26 protein-coding genes and 1 tRNA gene are annotated in these 21,697 nt (G+C 57.1%); 23 read left to right on the top strand and 4 right to left on the bottom strand.

The genetic code is table 11. From position 1 onward, the window contains the following. The first annotated feature begins 110 nt into the window (after nucleotides 1-110). Both AB4P97_RS16890 and AB4P97_RS16885 read left to right on the top strand, forming a co-directional pair. Nucleotides 111-596, top strand: a complete 486-nt coding sequence (locus AB4P97_RS16890) for a YajQ family cyclic di-GMP-binding protein (protein WP_042560649.1) — start codon at nucleotides 111-113, stop codon at nucleotides 594-596. Between the two features lie 152 nt (nucleotides 597-748). Then, a complete protein-coding gene (locus AB4P97_RS16885) occupies nucleotides 749-1,591 on the top strand; it encodes a mechanosensitive ion channel family protein (RefSeq protein WP_042560648.1) in 843 nt (280 codons plus the stop codon). 228 nt (nucleotides 1,592-1,819) lie between these two features. On the opposite strand, the gene AB4P97_RS16880 is transcribed toward AB4P97_RS16885, so the two are convergent. After that, complete coding sequence (locus tag AB4P97_RS16880) at nucleotides 1,820-3,091, bottom strand: OprD family porin (protein ID WP_395601370.1); 1,272 nt, start codon at nucleotides 3,089-3,091, stop codon at nucleotides 1,820-1,822. A gap of 896 nt (nucleotides 3,092-3,987) precedes the next feature. Between AB4P97_RS16880 and AB4P97_RS16875 the strand changes: the two genes are divergently transcribed. Both AB4P97_RS16875 and AB4P97_RS16870 read left to right on the top strand, forming a co-directional pair. Then, nucleotides 3,988-4,413, top strand: coding sequence for an HIT domain-containing protein (locus AB4P97_RS16875; protein ID WP_047302764.1), 426 nt, complete (start codon nucleotides 3,988-3,990; stop codon nucleotides 4,411-4,413). A gap of 3 nt (nucleotides 4,414-4,416) precedes the next feature. Beyond that, nucleotides 4,417-4,623 (top strand): SlyX family protein, encoded by a 207-nt coding sequence (locus AB4P97_RS16870; protein WP_042560646.1) that lies wholly within the window; start codon nucleotides 4,417-4,419, stop codon nucleotides 4,621-4,623. Nucleotides 4,624-4,694: 71 nt separating this feature from the next. Here the strand turns inward: AB4P97_RS16870 and AB4P97_RS16865 are convergent, their stop codons facing one another. Continuing rightward, nucleotides 4,695-5,297, bottom strand: a complete 603-nt coding sequence (locus AB4P97_RS16865; protein WP_042560645.1) for a cold-shock protein — start codon at nucleotides 5,295-5,297, stop codon at nucleotides 4,695-4,697. Between the two features lie 311 nt (nucleotides 5,298-5,608). On the opposite strand from AB4P97_RS16865, the gene AB4P97_RS16860 reads away from it, so the two are divergent. From AB4P97_RS16860 to nadA, 19 genes are all read left to right on the top strand, one after another. Continuing rightward, nucleotides 5,609-6,079, top strand: a complete 471-nt coding sequence (locus AB4P97_RS16860) for a Dps family protein (RefSeq protein WP_042560644.1) — start codon at nucleotides 5,609-5,611, stop codon at nucleotides 6,077-6,079. A 181-nt stretch (nucleotides 6,080-6,260) separates the two neighbouring features. Then, the gene (locus AB4P97_RS16855) at nucleotides 6,261-6,599 is read left to right on the top strand and encodes a ribbon-helix-helix domain-containing protein (RefSeq protein WP_042560643.1); all 339 of its coding nucleotides are present in this window, start codon (nucleotides 6,261-6,263) and stop codon (nucleotides 6,597-6,599) included. A 131-nt stretch (nucleotides 6,600-6,730) separates the two neighbouring features. Then, nucleotides 6,731-6,952: an FmdB family zinc ribbon protein gene (locus tag AB4P97_RS16850; protein WP_042560642.1), complete on the top strand. Its 222-nt coding sequence runs from the start codon at nucleotides 6,731-6,733 to the stop codon at nucleotides 6,950-6,952. Nucleotides 6,953-7,059: 107 nt separating this feature from the next. Continuing rightward, on the top strand, nucleotides 7,060-8,835 hold the full coding sequence (gene aspS / locus AB4P97_RS16845) for an aspartate--tRNA ligase (protein WP_042560641.1): 1,776 nt from the start codon (nucleotides 7,060-7,062) through the stop codon (nucleotides 8,833-8,835). A 133-nt stretch (nucleotides 8,836-8,968) separates the two neighbouring features. Then, entirely contained in the window at nucleotides 8,969-9,715 is a 747-nt protein-coding gene (locus AB4P97_RS16840) for a YebC/PmpR family DNA-binding transcriptional regulator (RefSeq protein ID WP_042560640.1), read from the top strand. A 158-nt stretch (nucleotides 9,716-9,873) separates the two neighbouring features. Beyond that, entirely contained in the window at nucleotides 9,874-10,401 is a 528-nt protein-coding gene (ruvC, locus tag AB4P97_RS16835) for a crossover junction endodeoxyribonuclease RuvC (protein ID WP_007912737.1), read from the top strand. A 115-nt stretch (nucleotides 10,402-10,516) separates the two neighbouring features. After that, nucleotides 10,517-11,125, top strand: a complete 609-nt coding sequence (ruvA, locus tag AB4P97_RS16830; protein WP_042560639.1) for a Holliday junction branch migration protein RuvA — start codon at nucleotides 10,517-10,519, stop codon at nucleotides 11,123-11,125. Beyond that, nucleotides 11,126-12,187: a Holliday junction branch migration DNA helicase RuvB gene (gene ruvB, locus AB4P97_RS16825; protein WP_200612307.1), complete on the top strand. Its 1,062-nt coding sequence runs from the start codon at nucleotides 11,126-11,128 to the stop codon at nucleotides 12,185-12,187. It begins immediately after the preceding gene. A 127-nt stretch (nucleotides 12,188-12,314) separates the two neighbouring features. Next, nucleotides 12,315-12,782: a tol-pal system-associated acyl-CoA thioesterase gene (ybgC, locus tag AB4P97_RS16820; RefSeq protein WP_042560637.1), complete on the top strand. Its 468-nt coding sequence runs from the start codon at nucleotides 12,315-12,317 to the stop codon at nucleotides 12,780-12,782. Then, nucleotides 12,772-13,467, top strand: coding sequence for a protein TolQ (gene tolQ / locus AB4P97_RS16815; protein ID WP_008080223.1), 696 nt, complete (start codon nucleotides 12,772-12,774; stop codon nucleotides 13,465-13,467). The genes ybgC and tolQ overlap by 11 nt, the downstream gene beginning before the upstream one ends. Before the next feature lie 23 nt (nucleotides 13,468-13,490). Beyond that, nucleotides 13,491-13,943, top strand: coding sequence for a protein TolR (gene tolR / locus AB4P97_RS16810; RefSeq protein ID WP_161806672.1), 453 nt, complete (start codon nucleotides 13,491-13,493; stop codon nucleotides 13,941-13,943). Beyond that, nucleotides 13,943-15,022: a cell envelope integrity protein TolA gene (gene tolA / locus AB4P97_RS16805; protein WP_042560636.1), complete on the top strand. Its 1,080-nt coding sequence runs from the start codon at nucleotides 13,943-13,945 to the stop codon at nucleotides 15,020-15,022. The genes tolR and tolA overlap by 1 nt, the downstream gene beginning before the upstream one ends. Before the next feature lie 17 nt (nucleotides 15,023-15,039). Further along, nucleotides 15,040-16,320 (top strand): Tol-Pal system beta propeller repeat protein TolB, encoded by a 1,281-nt coding sequence (tolB, locus tag AB4P97_RS16800; protein ID WP_395602954.1) that lies wholly within the window; start codon nucleotides 15,040-15,042, stop codon nucleotides 16,318-16,320. A gap of 52 nt (nucleotides 16,321-16,372) precedes the next feature. After that, nucleotides 16,373-16,870 (top strand): peptidoglycan-associated lipoprotein Pal, encoded by a 498-nt coding sequence (pal, locus tag AB4P97_RS16795; protein WP_003178634.1) that lies wholly within the window; start codon nucleotides 16,373-16,375, stop codon nucleotides 16,868-16,870. Between the two features lie 6 nt (nucleotides 16,871-16,876). Next, a complete protein-coding gene (gene ybgF, locus AB4P97_RS16790; RefSeq protein ID WP_042560635.1) occupies nucleotides 16,877-17,701 on the top strand; it encodes a tol-pal system protein YbgF in 825 nt (274 codons plus the stop codon). 179 nt (nucleotides 17,702-17,880) lie between these two features. Continuing rightward, on the top strand, nucleotides 17,881-18,528 hold the full coding sequence (gene queE, locus AB4P97_RS16785; protein ID WP_395601369.1) for a 7-carboxy-7-deazaguanine synthase QueE: 648 nt from the start codon (nucleotides 17,881-17,883) through the stop codon (nucleotides 18,526-18,528). A 1-nt stretch (nucleotide 18,529) separates the two neighbouring features. Next, nucleotides 18,530-19,222, top strand: coding sequence for a 7-cyano-7-deazaguanine synthase QueC (queC, locus tag AB4P97_RS16780; RefSeq protein ID WP_042560633.1), 693 nt, complete (start codon nucleotides 18,530-18,532; stop codon nucleotides 19,220-19,222). Between the two features lie 62 nt (nucleotides 19,223-19,284). Further along, a tRNA-Lys gene (locus tag AB4P97_RS16775) sits at nucleotides 19,285-19,360 on the top strand. A 271-nt stretch (nucleotides 19,361-19,631) separates the two neighbouring features. Next, nucleotides 19,632-20,690 (top strand): quinolinate synthase NadA, encoded by a 1,059-nt coding sequence (gene nadA, locus AB4P97_RS16770; RefSeq protein ID WP_042560632.1) that lies wholly within the window; start codon nucleotides 19,632-19,634, stop codon nucleotides 20,688-20,690. 134 nt (nucleotides 20,691-20,824) lie between these two features. Here the strand turns inward: nadA and AB4P97_RS16765 are convergent, their stop codons facing one another. Both AB4P97_RS16765 and AB4P97_RS16760 read right to left on the bottom strand, forming a co-directional pair. Then, nucleotides 20,825-21,313, bottom strand: a complete 489-nt coding sequence (locus tag AB4P97_RS16765; RefSeq protein ID WP_042560631.1) for an RDD family protein — start codon at nucleotides 21,311-21,313, stop codon at nucleotides 20,825-20,827. Between the two features lie 97 nt (nucleotides 21,314-21,410). Then, nucleotides 21,411-21,623: a cold-shock protein gene (locus AB4P97_RS16760; RefSeq protein ID WP_003227496.1), complete on the bottom strand. Its 213-nt coding sequence runs from the start codon at nucleotides 21,621-21,623 to the stop codon at nucleotides 21,411-21,413. Nucleotides 21,624-21,697 lie beyond the last annotated feature (74 nt).

The raw sequence follows: 21,697 nt of genomic DNA, 5'->3' as shown, positions 1-21,697 counted from the left end.
GCGCGGCTCGCGTGTCGACAGGAAAAGACCCGTTATAATGAGCCCGATTTTAACCGCAAGCCAAGCGCGCTCCATCCATATAGAGCGCGCCTTTTTATTGGAGAAATTACATGCCGTCGTTCGACGTGGTATCCGAACTGGACAAACACGAACTCACCAACGCGGTCGAGAACGCCGTGAAGGAACTCGATCGTCGTTATGACCTGAAAGGTAAAGGCAGTTTCGAGTTCAAGGAAAAGGACCTGACTGTCAGTCTGACCGCTGAAGCCGGATTCCAGCTGGAAGCGATGATCGAAATCCTCAAGTTGGCCCTGGTCAAGCGCAAGATCGACGTGCAGTGCCTTGAAGTCAAGGATGAGTACGCCTCGGGCAAGCTGATGAAGCAGGACGCCGTGCTCAAGGAAGGCATCGACAAGGAACTGGCGAAGAAGATCGTCGGCCACATCAAGGACGCCAAACTCAAGGTACAGGCTGCCATTCAGGGCGAGCAGGTGCGTGTGACCGGCAAGAAGCGCGACGACCTGCAAGAAGCCATCGCGGCCTTGCGCGCCAAGGAATTCGGCATGCCGCTGCAGTTCAACAACTTCCGCGACTAAGCGTTATCCGTGGAGACGGTGGGAGCCAGCCTGCTCGCGAAAGCCGCTGTGTCAGTCAATTCATTGCTGAATGACACAGCGCTTTCGCGAGCAGGCTCGCTCCCACATTTATTTGTGCACATCCCGGGTAGCCGGAAATCAGGAGATAGAATATGGATTTGAATGCTGAAGTAGACCACCTGGTCAAGGCATCCCAGGCGTGGATCCCGATGATCATGGAATACGGCAGCCGCGTGCTGCTCGCAGTGATTACCCTGGGAATCGGCTGGTGGCTGATCAACAAGGTCACGCAAAAACTCGGTGGTTTGCTGGCCCTGCGTAACGCTGACCTGGCACTGCAAGGCTTTATCAGCAGCCTGGCCAACATCATTCTCAAGGTGCTGCTGATCGTCAGCGTGGCTTCGATGATCGGTGTCGAAACCACCTCGTTCGTTGCCGCGATCGGTGCTGCGGGTCTGGCCATCGGTCTGGCGTTGCAGGGCAGCCTGGCGAACTTCGCCGGCGGCGTGCTGATTTTGCTGTTCCGTCCGTTCCGCATCGGCGACTGGATCGAAGCGCAAGGCGTGGCGGGTACCGTCGACAGCATCCAGATTTTCCATACCGTCCTGCGTACCGGCGACAACAAGACCGTCATCATGCCAAACGGCAACCTGTCGAACGGCATCATCACCAATACCAACCGTCAGCCAACCCGCAAGGTTGTGTTCGATGTGGGCGTGGATTACGAAGCCGATCTGCAAAAGGCCCGTCAGGTACTGCTGGATCTGGCCAAGGATGAACGTGTTATGCAGGACCCGGCGCCGCAGGCAGTGGTTTCGACACTGGGCGACAGTTCGATCACGGTTTCCCTGCGTGTGTGGGTTAAAACTGCAGACTATTGGGATGTGATGTTCATGTTAAATGAACTGTCCCGCGATCGTTTAAAAGCTGCAGGCATTGATATTCCGTTTCCGCAGCGAGTTATTCGTGTGGTTCAGGAAGGGGCACCGCAGTAAGCGATCGATTATTTGCCCTGACGGTCAAGTAAGGCAATTAAACCCAAGAGCTGCAAAGTCTCTTGGGTTTTTTATTGTTCGCAGTAAGCCCGCTTCGGTCGACATAATTAGCTTGCTATTCAAATATGCTTAGGCCGCTATTGAATAAGCAAAAAAAACCGCCCACCTGTCAGGGTGAGCGGTTCTAATTAGAGCAGAGCTCTACAGTACTGCTGAACTACATCCGGATTACAAGATGCTCAGCGGGTACTCAACGATCAGACGCAGATCGTTGTTGTCACCGCCGTTATAAGCGGTGTTGGAGCGGTACCAGGCGCTACGCAGGCGGAAGGACAGGTCTTTTGCCGGGCCATTCTGCATTACGTACTTGGTTTCGAAGTCCAGCTCGTGTTCCTTGCCTTCTTCAGCACCGGTAGAGATGTTGTCGCCTTTGATGTAACGGGTCATGAAGCTCAGGCCCGGTACGCCGTAGGTTTTCATGTTCAGGTCGTAGCGACCCTGCCACGAACGCTCGTCTGCACCGTTGAAGTCGGAGTACTGCACGGAGTTGGCGAGGAAAATGGTGCCGCCGCCGTCTACGCCGTATACGTAACCGGTATCACCGGTCGAACGCTGGTGAGCGAGGGTGAATTTGTGGGCGCCGATGCTGTAAGCGGCAGCCAGGGACCAGATGCGGTTGTCGATATCACCCGACAGTTCCTGACCTTGGCTCTTGCTCTTGTACCCGTTGAAGTCGAAGTTCAACGACTGTTCATCGTTGATCGGCAGGGTGTAGTTGGCGTTGAGGTACTGCTTCTTGAAGTGGTCATCCACGTCGGAAGCCGCAACACCGGCGACGAAGTTGTCGGTGAACTGGTAGGTGGCACCACCGATATTGGCAGACGGCAGGCCGCCGTCAACGATGGTGTCATGGCCCATGCCGGTCTGGGAGCTCATCGCGGTGAAGCGACCAGCGCTCAGTTCAAGGCCAGGGATTTCCTTGGATACGAGCAAGGTGCCGGTGGTGGCTTCAGGCAGCAAACGGCTGTCGTCAGTGGAGAATACCGGGCTGGCGACGAATTGGTCGCCATACTTCAAGACAGTATTGGACAGGCGGAATTTAACTGCGCCACCCGCTTTGGACTGAGTGTCCTCAGGTGTGCCATCGCTATCGGCAGCGAACAGGCCGTTGCCAGTGCGACCGCGGCCGCTGTCGAGTTTGATCGAGCCCAGACCGAAAGCGTCAACACCAAACCCGATGGTGCCTTGAGTGAAGCCGGATTCGAAGATGGCGTGCATGCCAATACCGGTTTCTTCGCGGTAGCCTTGGCGCTCACCCGATGGGCTGGTTTTCAAGTTTTCATTCTTGAAATCACGATTCATATACAGCATGCGGGTCTTTACATTGAAGGTACCGTCTTCAATGAAGCCTTGGGAATCATCCTGGGCGGACGCCATTGCGAACTGCGAGGTGCCTGCTGAAACAGCCAGTGCGATCATGCTCCACTTCATCACGCGCATCGTGATTTGCTCCTTTGGTTTTTAGAAGAGTACTGCCGTCCCACCTGTTTTATTATCTGGGCGGCTCTTTCTTTTTGTGTCGGCGCAAACTTATATCACGCCGACATTGTTGGCGATACTTGCTAATCGAACCTTTCGCCTTCTTTACGACGCTGTCGCAGATGGCTTGGTAGATGTCGCAAATTCACAGTACCGATGCAATCGGACCGACAACTTTTTCGCTGTTTTTCTAGCCTTTTGCATCGCTAAAAAAGAGTCCCTGGCAAAACACTTGAATCTCCATCGGGCAACCCTGCCACTGTTTTTATCGGGCTTAAGGCTCCCACATCCCGTGGTGCGCTTATAGACCATATGAGTACGCTTGCAACAAGCGTGCACAAACTGCAATTTCGGTGCGGTTATTTTTCAACACGCTTGTCTTTACCTGTAAAAGCCTCATAAATACGGGGCGCCAAGCCGCTTTTTGTAAGGGCTTGACGCGATTGTTCGTATGGTGTTGCCACGCCGTAATTGGCGCGCGACAACCAAAAACGTTACCGGTTCACCCCGCCAGTGAGTATTCGGCGGATGCCCGACGCACTGAGCGTAGACCCACTGTGCGGTTTTGGTGCAAAAAATTTACGCGCTGTACTGTATTCATACAGACCTGTCTGCGAGCGATCGTGAGCACCTCACGGTTTTGCGGTCATTTCAGCGCACTGGTCATCTGGTCGGGTTCCGAGCTGGTGCATCAAATCAAAAAATGTCACATGTCGGGGCGTCCGGAGAAATGGCCAGGGCACAGTCCTCGTGAAGGCGAGCGCATTCGCAGGTATGCTGCGGTTCTGTCGCTTGGTGCGCTGCCTGTCGGGTGGCCCGCCAAGCTGAATTATGTAGATCAGCCGGGAGTGCGCGCAGTGTTTGCTTTAGATTCACGACTACAACAGGACACACTGGCCATCGGCGACTTTCCGCTCTGCCGTCTGTTGCTGTCCAACGACGCCAACTACCCGTGGTTCATCCTGGTGCCACGCCGCAACGATATCAGCGAGTTGTTTCAGTTGGATGTCGCCGATCAGCAACAGCTCTGGCTGGAAACCACCGCGCTGGCCGAGTTGCTCAAAGACTTGTTCGATGCCGACAAAATGAACGTCGCTACGCTGGGTAACGTGGTCAGCCAGATGCACATGCATGTGATCGTGCGCAAACGCGACGACGCGGCGTGGCCTGCGCCGGTCTGGGGCAAGCATCCGGCAAAGCCTTATGACAGCGAACAGGTGGCCGCCATTCGCGCGCAGTTGCGTGTGGTGCTGACCGAAGATTTCACCTTTTTGGAGGGCTGAGTCATGACCCTGGAAGAACGCGTTAACGATCTGGAAAGCCGTCTGGCGTTTCAGGACGACACTATCCAGACGTTGAACGACATCCTGGTGGCGCAGCAGCGGGTGGTCGAGCGCCTGCAATTGCAAATGGCTGCGTTGCTCAAGCGTCAGGAAGAAATGGTCGGGCAGTTCGAATCCTTCGAGGAAGAAGCACCTCCGCCACACTACTAAGGCGCGGTCTTTTCATCAGGCGTAAAAAAACCGCGAACAGCACGCTGCTCGCGGTTTTTTTATGCCTTGGATCAGCGGCGCGGCAGCGCGGCGATCACGTCCTCGGCTTGCAGGCCTTTGTCCCGGTTCATCACCGAGAACTCCACGCGCTGGCCTTCGACCAGAACGCGGTGGCCTTCGCCACGGATCGCGCGAAAGTGCACGAAAATGTCATCACCGGAATCCCGGGAGATAAAGCCGAAGCCTTTGGAAGTGTTGAACCACTTGACGGTGCCGGTATCGCGGTTGGTCATGTCGTAGGTGGTTGGCGTGGCTGCCGGTGAAGATCGATAAAAGCTGACGGCCAGGTGCAGGACCACGGCAACCAGGGCAATCACCAGGCTGAACAACACGGCTGGCTGGCCGGCGATGACAGGCATCGGCGCGATCAGGGTCAAGGTTTGGAGGACGACAGTCAGCACCAGAAGAGCGCTGACCAGATTTTGCAGATGCTGGCGCGGGCCTTTGTTCCAGTAAGGAATCACCGGGGCAATGACCAGGTTCAGCAGGCCGAAAAAGGCCAGGTAAAGTGCATCGGGTTGTTGCAGGTAGGGAACGGCTTCGGATTTCAAGCTAGGTATGAACGACAGCAGCAGTGCCGCTGCGCCCATTAGCAGGTGGACGATTTTCAACATTTTGATTGGCTCACGTTATTAACGGCTCACAAGGAAGAGCTGGAGGCGCACGGTTCGCTTCGGGACAAAATAAGAGGCGGTGGACACGGACGCAGCATCAGCCTATGCGCAAATCCCCGGAAAATGGGGCATAGCGACACACTGCCTATTTAACAGCAAAGCCTGCAGCTACTCAAATCAGGCCGGCCAGCGGCAGCAAAGTGGTCGATTTGTCGCAGTGCGAGTGTCGATTCGGGGCTGCGAGGGATCGACAGCCTTGCTAGAGTGGGGCGGTACCTTGGATGAATTCAAATCGCCGTTAGGGGGTAAACATGGCAATCGATATCGGTATCAGTGAAGAAGACCGCAAGTCCATCGTCGAGGGGCTGTCGCGTCTGCTGTCGGACACCTACGTGCTGTATCTGAAAACCCATAACTTCCACTGGAACGTCACAGGCCCGATGTTCCGTACGCTGCACTTGATGTTTGAAGAGCAATACAACGAGCTGGCACTGGCCGTCGATTCAATCGCCGAGCGCATTCGCGCCCTTGGTTTCCCGGCCCCAGGCGCTTATGCCACGTATGCGCGGCTTTCTTCTATCAAGGAGGAGGAGGGGGTGCCCAGCGCCGAGGACATGATCAAGCAACTGGTCGCCGGTCAGGAAGCCGTGACCCGCACCGCGCGCGGCATTTTCCCGCTGCTCGACAAGGTCAGTGACGAGCCGACGGCCGACCTGCTGACCCAGCGCATGCAGGTTCATGAAAAAACCGCGTGGATGTTGCGCGCATTGCTCGAAGCCTGACCCAAGTGCGCGGGCAGGCCTTGGGGATGCCCGCGCTGTCCACAGTCTTACTTCTATCGTTGGCTTATCCTACGGGGATGGTCAATTAGTCATCTGGATATAACTTTGCGTCTGCGCTTTTATGAAGTCACAGGATGTGACTTTGAAAAACCCGCAGAGATGGCAAAGGAGTGTCACCGATATGATAGAGGGAGACAGGCGAGGCGACAGGAATGTCGGCTTGCAACATGAATTGAAGTTCGATCCGTTCGTCAACGAATTCGACATGTCATTGGTACAGCCGCTGTCCCGATCCGTGCGTTTGAACGGATACGCGACGTGCCTGCGGCTGGAGCAGGTGTACTGGAACATCCTCGGCGCCATGGCCAAAGACAACTGCTGTTCGATCAGCTCACTGTTATCCCACGTTGACCGTGAGGTGCATCTGCGTCACGGCGGGGTGAAAAATTTCAGTGCGCTGGTACGAGTGGTGTGTGTCATGAACGGGATCAAAGTCGCTGAGTCAGCGAAATCGCTCTGAAACAGCGGTTGCAAAGGAGGTTGCGGCCTGTGCAGTCTTACGGCTGCACAGGCCGCATTTAATGGATATAATCCCGCTCTTTCGCCGCAAAGCCCTGCGCGCGGTGGCAATCTGATCGCCGAGACACCTCCATGCCGATGTACGATTATCAATGTGCTTCCTGTGGTCATCAGTTGGAAGCCATTCAAAAGATCAGCGATGCACCGCTGGTCGACTGCCCTGCCTGCCAGGCGCCAGAGCTCAAGAAACAGCTGTCGATGCCCGGCTTTCGCCTCAGCGGCAGCGGTTGGTACGAAACCGATTTCAAGACCGGAACCAAGAAGAACCTGGCCGGTAGCGACAAATCTGACTAGGGTTCAGGCCCAGGTCGAACGACACGCGTGAGTTTCCCCACGTCGCACAAGCTTGAGCGCGACGGGATCTCCACCGAATTTCGAATTACGAGAAGCGAACCACTACCATGATGCGCAGCCACTATTGCGGCCAACTGAACGAAAGCCTGGAAGGTCAGGAAATTACCCTTTGCGGATGGGTTCACCGTCGCCGCGACCACGGCGGGGTGATTTTCCTCGATATCCGTGATCGTGACGGTCTGGCCCAGGTGGTGTTCGATCCGGATCGCGCCGAGAGCTTCGCCGCCGCCGATCGCGTGCGCAGCGAGTACGTCGTGAAGATCACCGGTAAGGTGCGTCTGCGTCCGGCCGGTGCAACCAACGCCAACATGGCGTCGGGCATGATCGAAGTGCTGGGTTACGAACTGGAAGTGCTGAACGAGTCGGAAACCCCGCCGTTCCCGCTCAACGAATACTCCGACGTTGGCGAAGAAACCCGCCTGCGCTATCGCTTCCTCGACCTGCGTCGTCCGGAAATGGCCGAGAAGCTGCGTCTGCGTTCGCGCATGACCACCAGCATCCGTCGCTTCCTCGACGAAAACGGCTTCCTCGACGTTGAAACGCCGATCCTGACCCGTGCAACTCCGGAAGGCGCACGCGACTACCTCGTGCCAAGCCGCACTCACGCCGGTTCGTTCTTCGCGCTGCCGCAATCGCCGCAGCTGTTCAAGCAACTGCTGATGGTGGCCGGCTTCGACCGTTACTACCAGATCGCCAAGTGCTTCCGCGACGAAGACCTGCGTGCCGACCGTCAGCCGGAATTCACCCAGATCGACATCGAGACCAGTTTCCTCGATGAAAAAGAGATCATGGGCCTCACCGAGCAAATGATCCGCAACCTGTTCAAGGAAGTGCTGGGTCTGGAATTCGGCGAATTCCCGCACATGACTTTCGAAGAAGCCATGCGCCGCTACGGTTCCGACAAGCCAGACCTGCGTAACCCGCTGGAGCTGGTCGACGTTGCCGATCAACTCAAAGAAGTCGATTTCAAGGTCTTCAGCGGCCCGGCCAACGATCCGAAATGCCGTATTGCCGCACTGCGCGTTCCAGGCGGGGCGAGCATGCCGCGCAAGCAGATCGACGACTACACCAAGTTCGTCGGCATCTACGGTGCCAAGGGCCTGGCGTACATCAAGGTCAACGAGCGCGCTGCCGGTGTTGAGGGTCTGCAATCGCCGATCGTGAAAAACATCCCGGAAGACAAGCTGAACGTGATCCTCGATCGCGTTGGCGCAGTCGATGGCGACATCGTGTTCTTCGGCGCCGACAAGGCCAAGATCGTCAGCGAAGCACTGGGTGCACTGCGCATCAAGCTCGGTCACGACTTGAAGCTGCTGACCTGCGAGTGGGCGCCAATGTGGGTCGTCGATTTCCCGATGTTCGAAGAAAACGACGACGGCAGCTTCTCCGCGCTGCACCACCCGTTCACCGCGCCGAAATGCACGCCGCAAGAGCTCGAAGCCAACCCGGCCGGCGCTCTGTCTCGCGCGTACGACATGGTGCTGAACGGTACTGAGCTGGGTGGCGGCTCGATCCGTATCCACCGCAAGGAAATGCAGCAGTCGGTGTTCCGTCTGTTGGGCATCAACGAAGCGGAACAGGAAGAGAAATTCGGCTTCCTGCTCGACGCCCTGAAGTACGGTGCACCGCCGCACGGTGGCCTGGCCTTCGGTCTGGACCGTCTGGTGATGCTGATGACCGGCGCCCAGTCGATCCGTGAAGTGATCGCCTTCCCGAAAACCCAGAGCGCTGCCGACGTCATGACGCAAGCACCGGGTGTGGTGGATGCCAAGGCATTGCGCGAATTGCACATTCGTTTGCGCGAAACGCCAAAGGCTGAGTAAGACGGGCCTGAAGGCGCATCTTCGGATGCGCCTTTTTTCTTTCTTATAGATTGAAAGCTGTTCAAGATTTTTTGTTTGCCGGCCGCTGCAAGAGCAGGGCGGGCAACGTTTCAAAGAGAATTCGGAGCGAGTTATGGCGGGTCATTCCAAGTGGGCGAACATCAAGCACCGCAAAGAACGTCAGGATGCCAAGAAAGGCAAAATCTTTACCAAGTGGATTCGTGAGCTAACCGTTGCTGCCCGTCAGGGTGGCGGTGATCCGGGTTCCAACCCGCGTTTGCGCCTGGCTCTGGACAAGGCCCTTGGTGCGAACATGAGCCGCGATATCATCGATCGCGCGGTTGCTCGTGGTGCCGGTGCCGCCGACACCGACGACATGGTCGAGCTGAGTTACGAAGGTTACGGTCCGGGCGGCGTGGCGGTGATGGTCGAGTGCATGACCGACAACCGCAATCGCACCGCAGCGGCTGTGCGCCATGCGTTCAGCAAGTGCGGCGGTAACCTGGGCACCGACGGTTCGGTAGCGTACCTGTTCGAGCGCAAGGGCCAGATCTCCTTCGCTCCGGGCGTTGATGAGGACGCACTGATCGAAGCGGCGATGGAAGCAGACGCCGATGATGTGGTTACGAACGAAGATGGTTCGATTGACGTGTTCACTTCGTTCGCCGGTTTCTATTCCGTGCGTAACGCGTTGGAAGCCGCCGGTTTCAAGGGTGATGACGCGGAAATCGTTATGCTGCCGACCACCAGCGCCGAACTGGACCTGGACGGCGCGGAGAAGGTGCTCAAGCTGATCGACATGCTTGAAGACCTGGACGATGTGCAGAACGTTTATTCCAACGCGGATATTCCAGAAGACGTCGCTGCTCAGCTCGGTTAAGAGCGACTAGGCTTTCATGTGGGAGCTGGCTTGCCAGCGATGGCGTCGGCACATCAGAAAATGATGTGGTCTGACACTCCGTCATCGCTGGCAAGCCAGCTCCCACATTTGTTATTTGTTGTACCGAATTTCGTGCTTTTTCCGAACCCGCAGGCGTTATGACTTTAATTCTTGGTATCGACCCCGGTTCGCGCATCACCGGTTACGGCATTGTTCGCGATACCGGACGTGGCGGCTGCATCTACGTCGCCTCTGGTTGCATCCGCACCGGCGCTGGCGAGCTGCATGAACGACTGCAAATCGTCTATCGCGGCGTGCGTGAAATCATTCAGACCTACGGCCCGGTCACCATGGGCATCGAAAAAGTGTTCATGGCGAAAAACGCCGACTCGGCGCTCAAACTCGGGCAGGCCCGTGGCGCGGCGATTGTTGCCGGTGCCGAAGAAAGTCTGGAAATTGCCGAGTACACGGCCACCCAGGTCAAACAAGCAGTGGTCGGCACGGGCGCGGCGAATAAAGAGCAGGTGCAAATGATGGTCATGCACATGCTGAAGTTGACCAGCAAACCGCAAATCGATGCTTCGGACGCCCTGGCCATTGCCATTTGCCACGCTCACACTCGTTCCAGTCTGCTGCCGCATGGCTTGGGAGCGGCACGCAGTCGTGGCGGGCGCCTGCGTCTCTGATAGCATCAGCAATCAAATTTTCCGGAATGCGGGTTTCGCGCCTGGGTCGTCGGCCTGAAGCACGCTTTCCGTCAGTCGCCAGCCCACGGCTGGCCAACGCTCAAGGATCTGAAACGTGATTGGACGCTTGCGCGGCACCCTGGCTGAGAAACAGCCGCCGCACCTGATTCTCGATGTAAATGGCCTCGGGTATGAGCTGGAAGTGCCCATGACCACCCTCTATCGCCTGCCGCCGGTCGGTGAACCGCTGACCCTGCACACGCACTTGGTCGTACGCGAAGACGCGCAGTTACTCTATGGTTTCGCCGGCAAGCGTGAGCGAGACTTTTTTCGCGAGTTGATCCGTCTCAATGGTGTCGGGCCGAAATTGGCCCTGGCATTGATGTCGAGCCTGGAAGTCGATGAACTGGTCCGCTGTGTGCAGTCCCAGGACACGTCGGCGCTGACCAAGGTGCCGGGCGTCGGCAAGAAAACCGCCGAGCGTTTGCTCGTCGAGCTGAAGGATCGCTTCAAGGCCTGGGAAACCTCGCCGGCCATGTTCGCCCTGGTGCCAAACCAGCCGGACGGCCCGGCGCCGGTCAATACCGCCGAGAACGATGCGGTCAGCGCGTTGATTTCCCTGGGTTACAAGCCGCAGGAAGCGAGCAAGGCAATTTCGGCCATCAAGGACAAGAATTTGAGCAGTGAAGACATGATCCGCCGCGCCCTGAAGGGAATGATTTAAGTGATTGAAGCTGATCGTCTGATCGCCGCTGCGCACATTCCGCGCGAGCGCGAAGAAATCCAGGATCGCGCCATTCGCCCGGTCAGTCTGGCTGACTACATTGGCCAGCCGACCGTGCGCGAGCAGATGGAACTGTTCATCCAGGCTGCTCGTGGCCGTAGCGAATCGCTTGATCACACGTTGATCTTCGGCCCGCCGGGGCTGGGTAAAACCACGCTGGCCAACATCATCGCCCAGGAAATGGGCGTGTCGATCAAGAGCACCTCGGGGCCGGTCCTGGAGCGTCCGGGTGATCTGGCGGCATTGCTGACCAATCTTGAGCCGCATGACGTGCTGTTCATCGATGAAATCCATCGTCTGTCGCCGATCGTCGAAGAAGTCTTGTACCCGGCGATGGAAGATTTCCAGCTCGACATCATGATCGGTGAAGGGCCGGCAGCACGCTCGATCAAACTCGACCTGCCGCCGTTCACCCTGGTCGGTGCGACGACTCGTGCAGGCATGCTGACCAACCCGTTGCGTGACCGCTTCGGTATCGTCCAGCGTCTTGAGTTCTACAGCACCGCGGATCTGTCGACGATTGTCAGTCGTTCGGCGAATATTCTTGGTTTGCCCCTGGACCCGGAGGGCGCCTTCGAAATCGCTCGACGTGCCCGTGGCACACCGCGAATTGCCAATCGATTGCTGCGCCGTGTGCGCGATTTCGCTGAAGTGCGCGCCAAGGGCCACATCACCAAAGCGGTGGCGGATCTGGCGTTGAACCTGCTGGATGTCGACGAGCATGGTTTCGATCATCAGGATCGGCGCCTGCTGTTGACCATGATCGAGAAGTTCGATGGTGGGCCCGTCGGTATCGACAGCCTTGCAGCGGCCATCAGTGAAGAACGCCACACGATTGAAGACGTGCTGGAGCCGTATCTGATCCAGCAGGGCTACATCATGCGCACGCCACGGGGCAGGGTAGTGACACGGCATGCGTATCTGCATTTCGGTTTAAACATTCCGTCACGAATGGGTGAGACGCCCGTGGTAGACGAGTTTCTCGATGCCGTGGACGATTAATACACATTTGTTGTCGATTTATTCAGGGTTTGTACTGTCAGAGGACGGTACTTTTGCGATAAAGCCCTGAAACAACGAAAAACAGTTGTCTGGCCGGATTGGCAACATGAGGAGTAAGCACTAGAGTATGCGCGCGCAAAACGGGCTTGAGCCGTTCGCACATCGTTGTCGCGTTTATTACGAGGACACCGATGCGGGCGGCATCGTGTATTACGTTAATTACCTCAAGTTTATGGAACGGGCTCGAACCGAGCGGCTCCGCGAACTGGGCTTTGCCCAATCGCAGCTTGCCGGGGAGGATCTGTTGTTTGTCGTGCACTCCAGCGAAGCGCGTTACCACGCGCCGGCGCGACTGGACGACGAGCTTCTGGTAAGTGCTGAAGTAATCGAATTGAACCGTGCCAGCCTGCGTTTCAAACAGCAGGTCAGGCGGGCAACGGATAATGTGCTGCTCTGTGAAGGGCAGTTTTTGGTGGCCTGTGTGCGCACTAACAGTTTGAAACCCCGGGCCCTTCCCGAAGACTTGCGTGCGGCTTTCGCCGACGCGGTCGGCCCGGGTAAACACTCAAAGCAGGAGATAAAGCGTGGAAGCTAACGTCGTCGACCATTCCTCCATGTGGAGCCTGGTCAGCAATGCCAGCATCGTGGTGCAGTTGGTAATGTTGACTCTGGTGGCCGCATCGGTGACCTCATGGATCATGATCTTTCAGCGCAGCAACCTGCTGCGTGCCGGTCGACGCGCCCTGGAGAGCTTCGAAGAGCGCTTCTGGTCGGGTATCGATTTGTCCAAACTGTACCGTCAGGCCGGCAGCAACCCTGATCCGGATTCGGGCGTCGAGCAAATCTTCCGCGCCGGTTTCAAAGAGTTCTCCCGTCTGCGCCAGCAGCCAGGTGTCGATCCTGAAGCGGTAATGGAAGGCGTGGCTCGCGCCATGCGTGTGGCCATCTCCCGCGAAGAAGAGAAACTGGAGCAAAGCTTGCCGTTCCTCGCCACTGTGGGTTCGGTCAGCCCGTATATTGGTCTGTTCGGTACCGTATGGGGCATCATGAACTCCTTCCGCGGTCTGGCCAGCGCCCAGCAAGCGACCCTGGCCACCGTGGCTCCGGGTATCGCCGAAGCACTGATCGCCACGGCGATCGGCCTGTTTGCGGCAATCCCTGCAGTAATCGCTTACAACCGTTTTGCTGCTCGCAGCGAAACCCTGCTGGGCCGTTACTACACCTTCGCCGATGAATTCCAGGCGATCCTGCACCGCAAAGTGCACACCAGCGAAGAATAAGCAGGTAATTTCCAATGGCTTTAATCGCTCGAGCTCGCAAAAAGCGCAAGCCGGTCGCCGAGATGAACGTGGTGCCTTACATCGACGTGATGCTGGTACTGCTGGTCATTTTCATGGTGACCGCGCCGATGCTCAATCAGGGCGTGAAAGTTGATCTGCCCAAGGTTTCCAGCGAAGCCTTGCCGCAGGACAACAACACCCAGGTCCTGACCATTTCGATCAAGGCTGACAAGACCTATTACTGGAACCTTGGCAGCGAAGTCGACACCGAGAAGCAACAGGACAGGGCCATGACCCTGCCGCAGATGACCGACGCGGTGACCAAGATCATTCGCGCCGGTACCGAAGGCGGCAAGCGTACCCAGGTCTTCATCCGCGGCGACAAAACCGTCGACTATGGTTCCGTCATGGGCGCCATGGGCGGATTGCAGAAAGCCGGGGTCGGTAACGTTGGTTTGATTACCGAGGCCCCCTGATGCAGCCACTGCGAGAGCCGTCTGCCTCGGAAAGCTACTTCTGGCCTAGTGTTCTGGCGATTGTCCTGCACGTGCTGGTGTTCGGCATGCTGTTCGTCAGTTTCGCCTTTACACCAGAGCTGCCGCCGGCCAAGCCGATTGTCCAGGCGACCCTGTACCAGCTGAAATCGAAAAGTCAGGCAACCACCCAGACCAATCAGAAGATTGCGGGTGAGGCGAAGAAATCCGCCGCGCGCCAGACTGAAGTCGAGCAGATGGAACAGAAAAAGGTCGAGCAGGAAGCGGTGAAAGCTGCGGAACAAAAGAAAGAAGAAGCGGCTCAAAAGGCCGAGGAAGCCAAGAAGGCCGACGAGTCGAAAAAAGCGGACGAGGCGAAAAAGGCTGATGAAGCCAAAAAAGCCGATGACGCGAAGAAGACCGCCGAAGCCAAGAAGGCAGAAGAGAAACAATTGGCTGATATAGCCAAGAAGAAATCTGAAGAAGAAGCCAAAAAGGCTGCTGAAGAAGAGGCCAAGAAAGCGGCCGCTGAAGAAGCGAAGAAAAAGATCGTCGAAGACGCGAAGAAGAAAGCCGCCGAAGACGCCAAGAAGAAGTCTGAAGCTGAAGAGGCGAAGAAGAAAATCGCCGACGAAGCGAAGAAGAAAGCTGCTGCCGATGCTGCGAAGAAGAAAGCGCAGGAAGCGGCACGTAAATCTGCCGAAGACAAAAAGGCTCAGGCCTTGGCAGATTTGCTTTCCGACACGCCGCAGCGTCAGCAGGCCTTGGCCGATGAACAGGGTGACGAAGTCGCGGGCAGTTTCGATGACCTGATTCGTGCGCGGGCAGCGGAAGGCTGGGCTCGTCCACCTTCGGCACGCAAAGGCATGACGGTCGTGTTGCAAATCGGCATGTTGCCGGACGGTACGGTGACTTCGGTCAGCGTGTCCAAATCCAGTGGCGATGGTCCGTTCGATGCTTCGGCAGTAGCGGCGGTCAAGAATATTGGACGTTTGACAGAAATGCAGGGAATGAAGCCGAGCGATTTCGCTCCGTATCGTTCATTCAAGATGACATTCACACCTGAGGATCTAGCCTTGTGAGAAACCTTCTTCGAGGAATGCTGGTCGTGATCTGCTGCATGGCAGGGATCGCGATGGCTGATGAAAAGAACATTCTGGTCACCAGCGGCAGCGATCGGGCTACTCCGATCGCCGTCGTACCGTTCGGTTTGCAGGGCGGCGCCGTCCTGCCGGACGACATGGCTGAAATCATTGGTAACGATTTGCGTAACTCGGGCTACTACTCGCCGATTCCAAAGCAAAACATGATCAGCCAGCCAAGCCAGGCGAGCGAAATCATCTTCCGTGACTGGAAGGCGGTAGGTGCTCAATACATGATGGTCGGCAGCCTCGCCCCAGCGGGCGGTCGTCTGCAGGTGCAATGGGCACTGTTCAACGTAGCCACCGAGCAGAAAGTGGCTGACGGCAGTGTTTCCGGTACTACGGAGCAGTTGCGCGATATGGCGCACTACATCTCTGACCAGTCGTTCGAGAAACTCACCGGTATCCAGGGCGCGTTTTCGACCCGCCTGCTGTACGTGACGGCTGAACGCTTCTCCGAGAAGAACACCCGTTACACCTTGCAGCGTTCGGACTATGACGGTGCTCGCGCCGTGACTCTGTTGCAATCGCGCGAGCCGATCCTGTCGCCGCGTTTCGCACCGGATGGCAAGCGCATCGCTTACGTGTCGTTCGAGCAGAAGCGTCCACGTATCTTCATGCAGAACATCGACACGGGTCGTCGTGAGCAGATCACCAACTTCGAAGGCCTGAACGGCGCACCGGCCTGGTCGCCGAATGGTGATCGTCTGGCGTTCGTGTTGTCTAAAGACGGTAACCCGGATATCTACGTGATGAACCTGGCTACGCGTCAGATCAATCGTGTAACAGCGGGCCCAGGCATCAACACCGAACCGTACTGGGGCAAGGATGGTTCGACCATCTACTTCACCTCGGACCGCGGCGGCAAGCCACAAATCTACAAAACCAGCGCCAGTGGCGGTGGTGCCGAGCGTGTGACGTTCGTAGGTAACTACAACGCCAACCCGAAACTTTCGGCAGATGAAAAGACGCTGGTGATGATCCATCGCCAGGATGGTTTCACCAATTTCAAGGTGGCAGCCCAGGATTTGCAGCGAGGTAGTGTAAAGATCCTCACTGATAGCACTCTGGACGAGTCACCCACTGTTGCACCCAACGGCACCATGGTAATCTACGCCACCCGCCAGCAGGGCCGGGGAGTCTTGATGCTCGTGTCCATTAATGGACGCGTTAGGCTCCCGCTTCCTACCGCTCAAGGCGAAGTCAGAGAACCGTCCTGGTCCCCTTACCTGAAGTGAGCGGGCGCTACACGTTTTACTTAACACACTGGGGTTCATTAGGAGTTTCACGATGGAAATGCTGAAGTTTGGTAAATTTGCTGCGCTGGCTCTGGCCATGGCTGTAGCTGTAGGTTGCTCGTCCAAAGGCGGCGACAACGCCGGTGAAGGCGCTGTTGATCCAAACGCTGGTTACGGCGCAAACACTGGTGCCGTTGACGGTTCCCTGAGCGAAGAAGCTGCTCTGCGCGCAATCACCACCTTCTACTTCGAATACGACAGCTCGGACCTGAAGCCAGAAGCCATGCGCGCTCTGGACGTTCACGCCAAAGACCTGAAAGCAAACGGCGCTCGCGTTGTTCTGGAAGGCAACACCGACGAACGTGGTACTCGTGAGTACAACATGGCACTGGGCGAGCGTCGTGCGAAAGCCGTTCAACGCTACCTGGTACTGCAAGGTGTTTCCCCAGCTCAGCTGGAACTGGTTTCCTACGGCGAAGAGCGTCCAGTTGCTACCGGCAACGACGAGCAGTCCTGGGCTCAAAACCGTCGCGTCGAACTGCGTAAGTAATTCGATATGCGAACGTGCCGTCGTGCTGTAACTGTTCTGGCTCTCAGTCTCGCACCGCTTGCGGTGTGGGCTGCGGTTCCTGTGGTCGATGACAACTCCGGTTATAACAATAGCGGGAGCAGTTATCCGCCTGCGGGTTACGGTACGAACGGCGCCTATGCCGGGGGAGCGGCTTCGGCCCCTGCCTCGGCACAAGGCATGCTGTTTAACCAACTGCAACAGATGCAGGATCAGATATCCCGCCAGCAAGGTGTGATTGAAGAACTGCAGAACCAGGTTGCGCGTATGAAGCAAGAATCCCTGGAGCGATACCAGGATCTTGATCGACGCATAGGATCCGGTGTTGCACCTGCCGCGACTCCTGAGAATTCTTCTGCCGGTGGCGATGCAAGTGCTGCCGCTGGCGCCGGGGCTGCTGCCGCCCAGGCACCTGCTGCGGGTAGCGAACCGGCTGATCCGGCCAAGGAAAAGCTGTATTACGATGCCGCTTTCGACCTGATCAAAGCCAAGGATTTCGACAAGGCCAGCCAGGCTTTCTCGGCATTCCTGCGCAAATACCCGAACAGCCAGTACGCGGGCAACGCCCAGTACTGGTTGGGCGAAGTGAACCTGGCCAAGGGTGATCTGCAAGGTGCAGGTCAGGCTTTCGCCAAGGTTTCGCAGCTGTATCCCAAGCACAACAAGGTGCCGGATTCGCTGTACAAGCTGGCTGATGTAGAGCGCCGCCTCGGTCACACCGACAAGGTGAAAGGCATTCTGCAACAGGTGGTGGCCCAATATCCGGGTACATCCGCCGCTCAGTTGGCGCAACGCGATTTGCAGCGCATGTAAGCCTGAGCTTTTCAGGTGCTGCACCCGTTTAGAAGAAACCCGCGCCTGTCGCGGGTTTTTTCGTTAGAATTCACGCCCTTTTTCTGAAACACGCTTCTTGTGGTCCGCGCGTTGGCGCGATTGCCTGAAGTGCCTGACGGAGGCGGACAGCCTGTTTAGCTGTTACGCCCGTGGCGACTATGCAAGACACATTGAGAATTACCGAAGTTTTCTACTCTTTGCAGGGGGAAACGCGGACTGCCGGGCTGCCCACTGTTTTTGTGCGCCTGACCGGTTGCCCATTGCGTTGCCAATACTGCGACAGTGCCTACGCGTTCAGCGGCGGCACCGTCCGCACGCTCGACGATATCCTCGAGCAAGTGGCCGGATTTCGTCCGCGTTACGTCTGTGTCACCGGCGGTGAGCCGTTGGCGCAGCCGAACGCCATTCCCTTGCTCAAACAGCTGTGTGATGCCGGTTATGAGGTCTCGCTGGAAACCAGCGGTGCTCTCGACATTTCGGCGGTCGATCCGCGCGTCAGTCGCGTGCTTGATCTGAAGACGCCGGGCTCGAAAGAAGCCCATCGCAACCTTTACGAAAATATCGAAATGCTGACGCCCAACGATCAGGTGAAGTTTGTCATCTGCTCGCGGGAAGACTACGACTGGGCGGTGTCCAAACTGATCCAGTACGGGCTCGACCGGCGTGCCGGCGAAGTTCTGTTTTCTCCAAGTCACCATGACCTCAACGCAAGGGATCTGGCGGATTGGGTGGTGGCGGACAACCTGCCAGTGCGGTTGCAACTGCAGCTGCATAAATATCTATGGAATGATGAGCCGGGGCGCTGAAATGACTGAACAACTGAACACAACCGAAAAACGTGCGGTGATCCTGCTGTCCGGTGGTCTGGACTCGGCAACGGTCGTGGCCATGGCCCGCGCTGAAGGCTACGCCTGCTACACCATGAGTTTCGATTACGGCCAGCGCTCCCATGCTGAATTGCATGCCGCTGCGCGCGTCGCTCGCGACCTGGGTGTGGTCGAGCACAAGGTGATCGGCATCAACCTGAATGGCATGGGCGGCTCGGCACTGACCGACACCAGCATTGATATCCCTGAAGAGCTGGGCGAGGGCATCCCGGTCACTTACGTGCCGGCACGCAACACGGTGTTCCTGTCTCTGGCGTTGGGTTGGGCTGAAGTGCTCGGCGCTCGCGACATCTTCATCGGTGTGAACGCGGTGGACTACTCCGGCTATCCGGATTGCCGTCCCGAGTTCATCGAGTCGTTCGAGCGCATGGCCAATCTGGCGACCAAGGCCGGCGTCGAGGGTGATGGTTTCCGCATTCAGGCGCCGCTGCAGAACCTGAGCAAGGCGCAGATCGTCCAGGCGGGCGTGAAGCTGGGCGTTGATTACGGGCTGACTGTTTCCTGCTATCAGGCCGATGATGAAGGCCGTGCCTGCGGTAAATGCGATAGCTGCCGCCTGCGCGCAGAAGGCTTCGCAGCGGCCGGCGTGAGCGATCCAACACCTTATTTTTGATTATTTTCAAAAAGGTGTTGAATAGTCCTTAAAAATCAGTATTATACGCGCCACCACACAGCGGGTCGTTAGCTCAGTTGGTAGAGCAGTTGGCTTTTAACCAATTGGTCGTAGGTTCGAATCCCACACGACCCACCATTTTTGGCGGTTTAGAAAATCCGGAAGGCCCACGCAAGTGAGGATTTCCGGGTTTTTTTTTGCCTGTGATTTGGACGTGCGTTGTTCCAGTGCAAGTTGCGCTGACGCAGGTCAGAATCATCTTTTGTATCCCCGGGATATTCTGTAGCCTTGCGCAGCTTCAACGCTGTCCGTGCCTGATAAAACTCACTCTCCCGGCGGTACCCTCAAGCGGTCCGGAGCCGGGTGTATACTCGACTTTCGCGCGAAAGCGCCTGCAGGTCTTGCGAACATGACGCAGATTTCCGAACGCCTTCTGGTTCAAGCCCACCTCGATGCCAAACAGCCCAAACCGCTGACTGCCGAGGAAGAGGCTTATTACCGTTCTGCCATCGCCGCCGAGCTCAAGGCTCAGGACGCGGTGCTGGTTGCCCACTTCTATTGCGATCCGGTGATTCAGGCCTTGGCCGAAGAAACCGGTGGCTGTGTATCCGACTCTCTGGAAATGGCCCGCTTCGGCAATGCCCATCCGGCCAAGACCGTGGTAGTCGCCGGCGTAAAGTTCATGGGTGAGACCGCCAAAATTCTCAACCCGGAAAAACGCGTGCTGATGCCAACCCTGGAAGCGACGTGCTCGCTGGACCTGGGTTGCCCGGTTGACGAATTCTCGGCGTTCTGCGATCAGCACCCGGAGCGCACGGTGGTGGTCTACGCCAACACCTCCGCTGCCGTCAAAGCCCGGGCCGACTGGGTGGTGACGTCGAGTTGTGCGCTGGAAATCGTCGAAAGCCTGATGGACAACGGCGAGACCATCATCTGGGGGCCTGACAAGCATCTGGGCACCTACATTCAGCGCAAGACCGGCGCGGATATGTTGCTGTGGGACGGAGCCTGCATCGTCCACGAGGAGTTCAAGTCCAAGCAGCTTGAAGACATGAAGGCCTTGTACCCGGACGCCGCCATTCTGGTGCACCCCGAATCGCCGACTGCCGTGATCGAACTGGCAGATGCCGTGGGCTCCACCAGTCAATTGATCGCCGCGGCGCAGTCCCTGCCGAACAAGACCCTGATCGTTGCCACCGACCGCGGCATCTTCTACAAGATGCAGCAGCTGTGCCCGGACAAGGTCTTCATCGAGGCGCCAACCGCCGGTAACGGCGCCGCGTGCCGCAGTTGCGCACATTGTCCGTGGATGGCCATGAATACCCTTGAGCGTACGCTCAAGAGCTTGAAGGAAGGGACGAACGAGATATTTGTTGATCCGGCGTTGATTCCGCAGGCGATTCGACCTTTGAAGCGGATGCTGGATTTCACCCAGGCGGCGCGGATGAAGCTGGCCGGTAACGCCTGAGATCTATAAGCAGAACACAAAACCTGTGGGAGCGAGCCTGCTCGCGAAGGCGGTGTATCAGTCGACTTGAACATTGACTGATACACCGCCTTCGCGAGCAGGCTCGCTCCCACATTGGTTTGTGGTGTGAAGAGTTACTTGGTCTTCTTCGGAACCCGCACCACGCAGGTGTCCGAGTAGATGTCATGCCACGTGCGTTTCTGCTTGTCGTACAGCGACCAGAAGAAACCCAGCCCCACGCACAACCACGACGCAATCGACACCATAAACCGCAGCAACGCCTGCCACAGGCTGATTGCGGTGCCATTGGCGTTCTGCACACGAATGCCCCACACCTGCATGCCCAGCGTCTGCCCACCATGGGTCCAGAACTTGGCGAAGAATCCAAACAACACCAACAGCAGCACGGTCGAGTACAACGGATCACCGTCGAGCTGTCCGGCGTCGGTCATCACCCGCAGGCGTTCTTCACCGATGATCAAACCCTGGATGAGCTTGTAAACGAAGCCGGTCACAATCAGCAGGGCGGTGCACAACAGAAAGTCGTAGAACATCGCGGCCAGACGACGGCCGAGGCCAACGGCAGGAAAATCGCCCTGGGGAGTGAGCAGGTTTTTCGACATGGCAGCCTCTGGACGCTTTAAGGAATTGCCATTTTACGGATTCGCGCGCACAAAAAAGCCCCTGATATCAATATCAGGGGCTTTTTTGTTAGACAGATCAGGCTTCTGCTTGTACTTCGTCAGCCTGCATGCCTTTTTGGCCTTGCACCGCAACGAAGGTCACTTTCTGGCCTTCTTTCAGGCTCTTGAAGCCGTTGCCCTGAATGGCGCGGAAATGCACGAACAGATCCGGACCGCTTTCTGGAGTGATAAAACCAAAACCTTTCTCGTCGTTAAACCACTTGACGGTACCGCTCTGACGTGTGGACATTTCTTATTTCCTTTGACGCAATAAATTAATGACAGCCTCTTTCTCATGAAAGAGTACTGGGGCTGGTTGCAGGA

Origin of the sequence: Pseudomonas sp. A1230 (assembly GCF_044218825.1) — a bacterium.
GTDB classification, from domain to species: domain Bacteria; phylum Pseudomonadota; class Gammaproteobacteria; order Pseudomonadales; family Pseudomonadaceae; genus Aquipseudomonas; species Aquipseudomonas iridis.
This window is presented reverse-complemented; position numbering and strand designations above follow the sequence as displayed.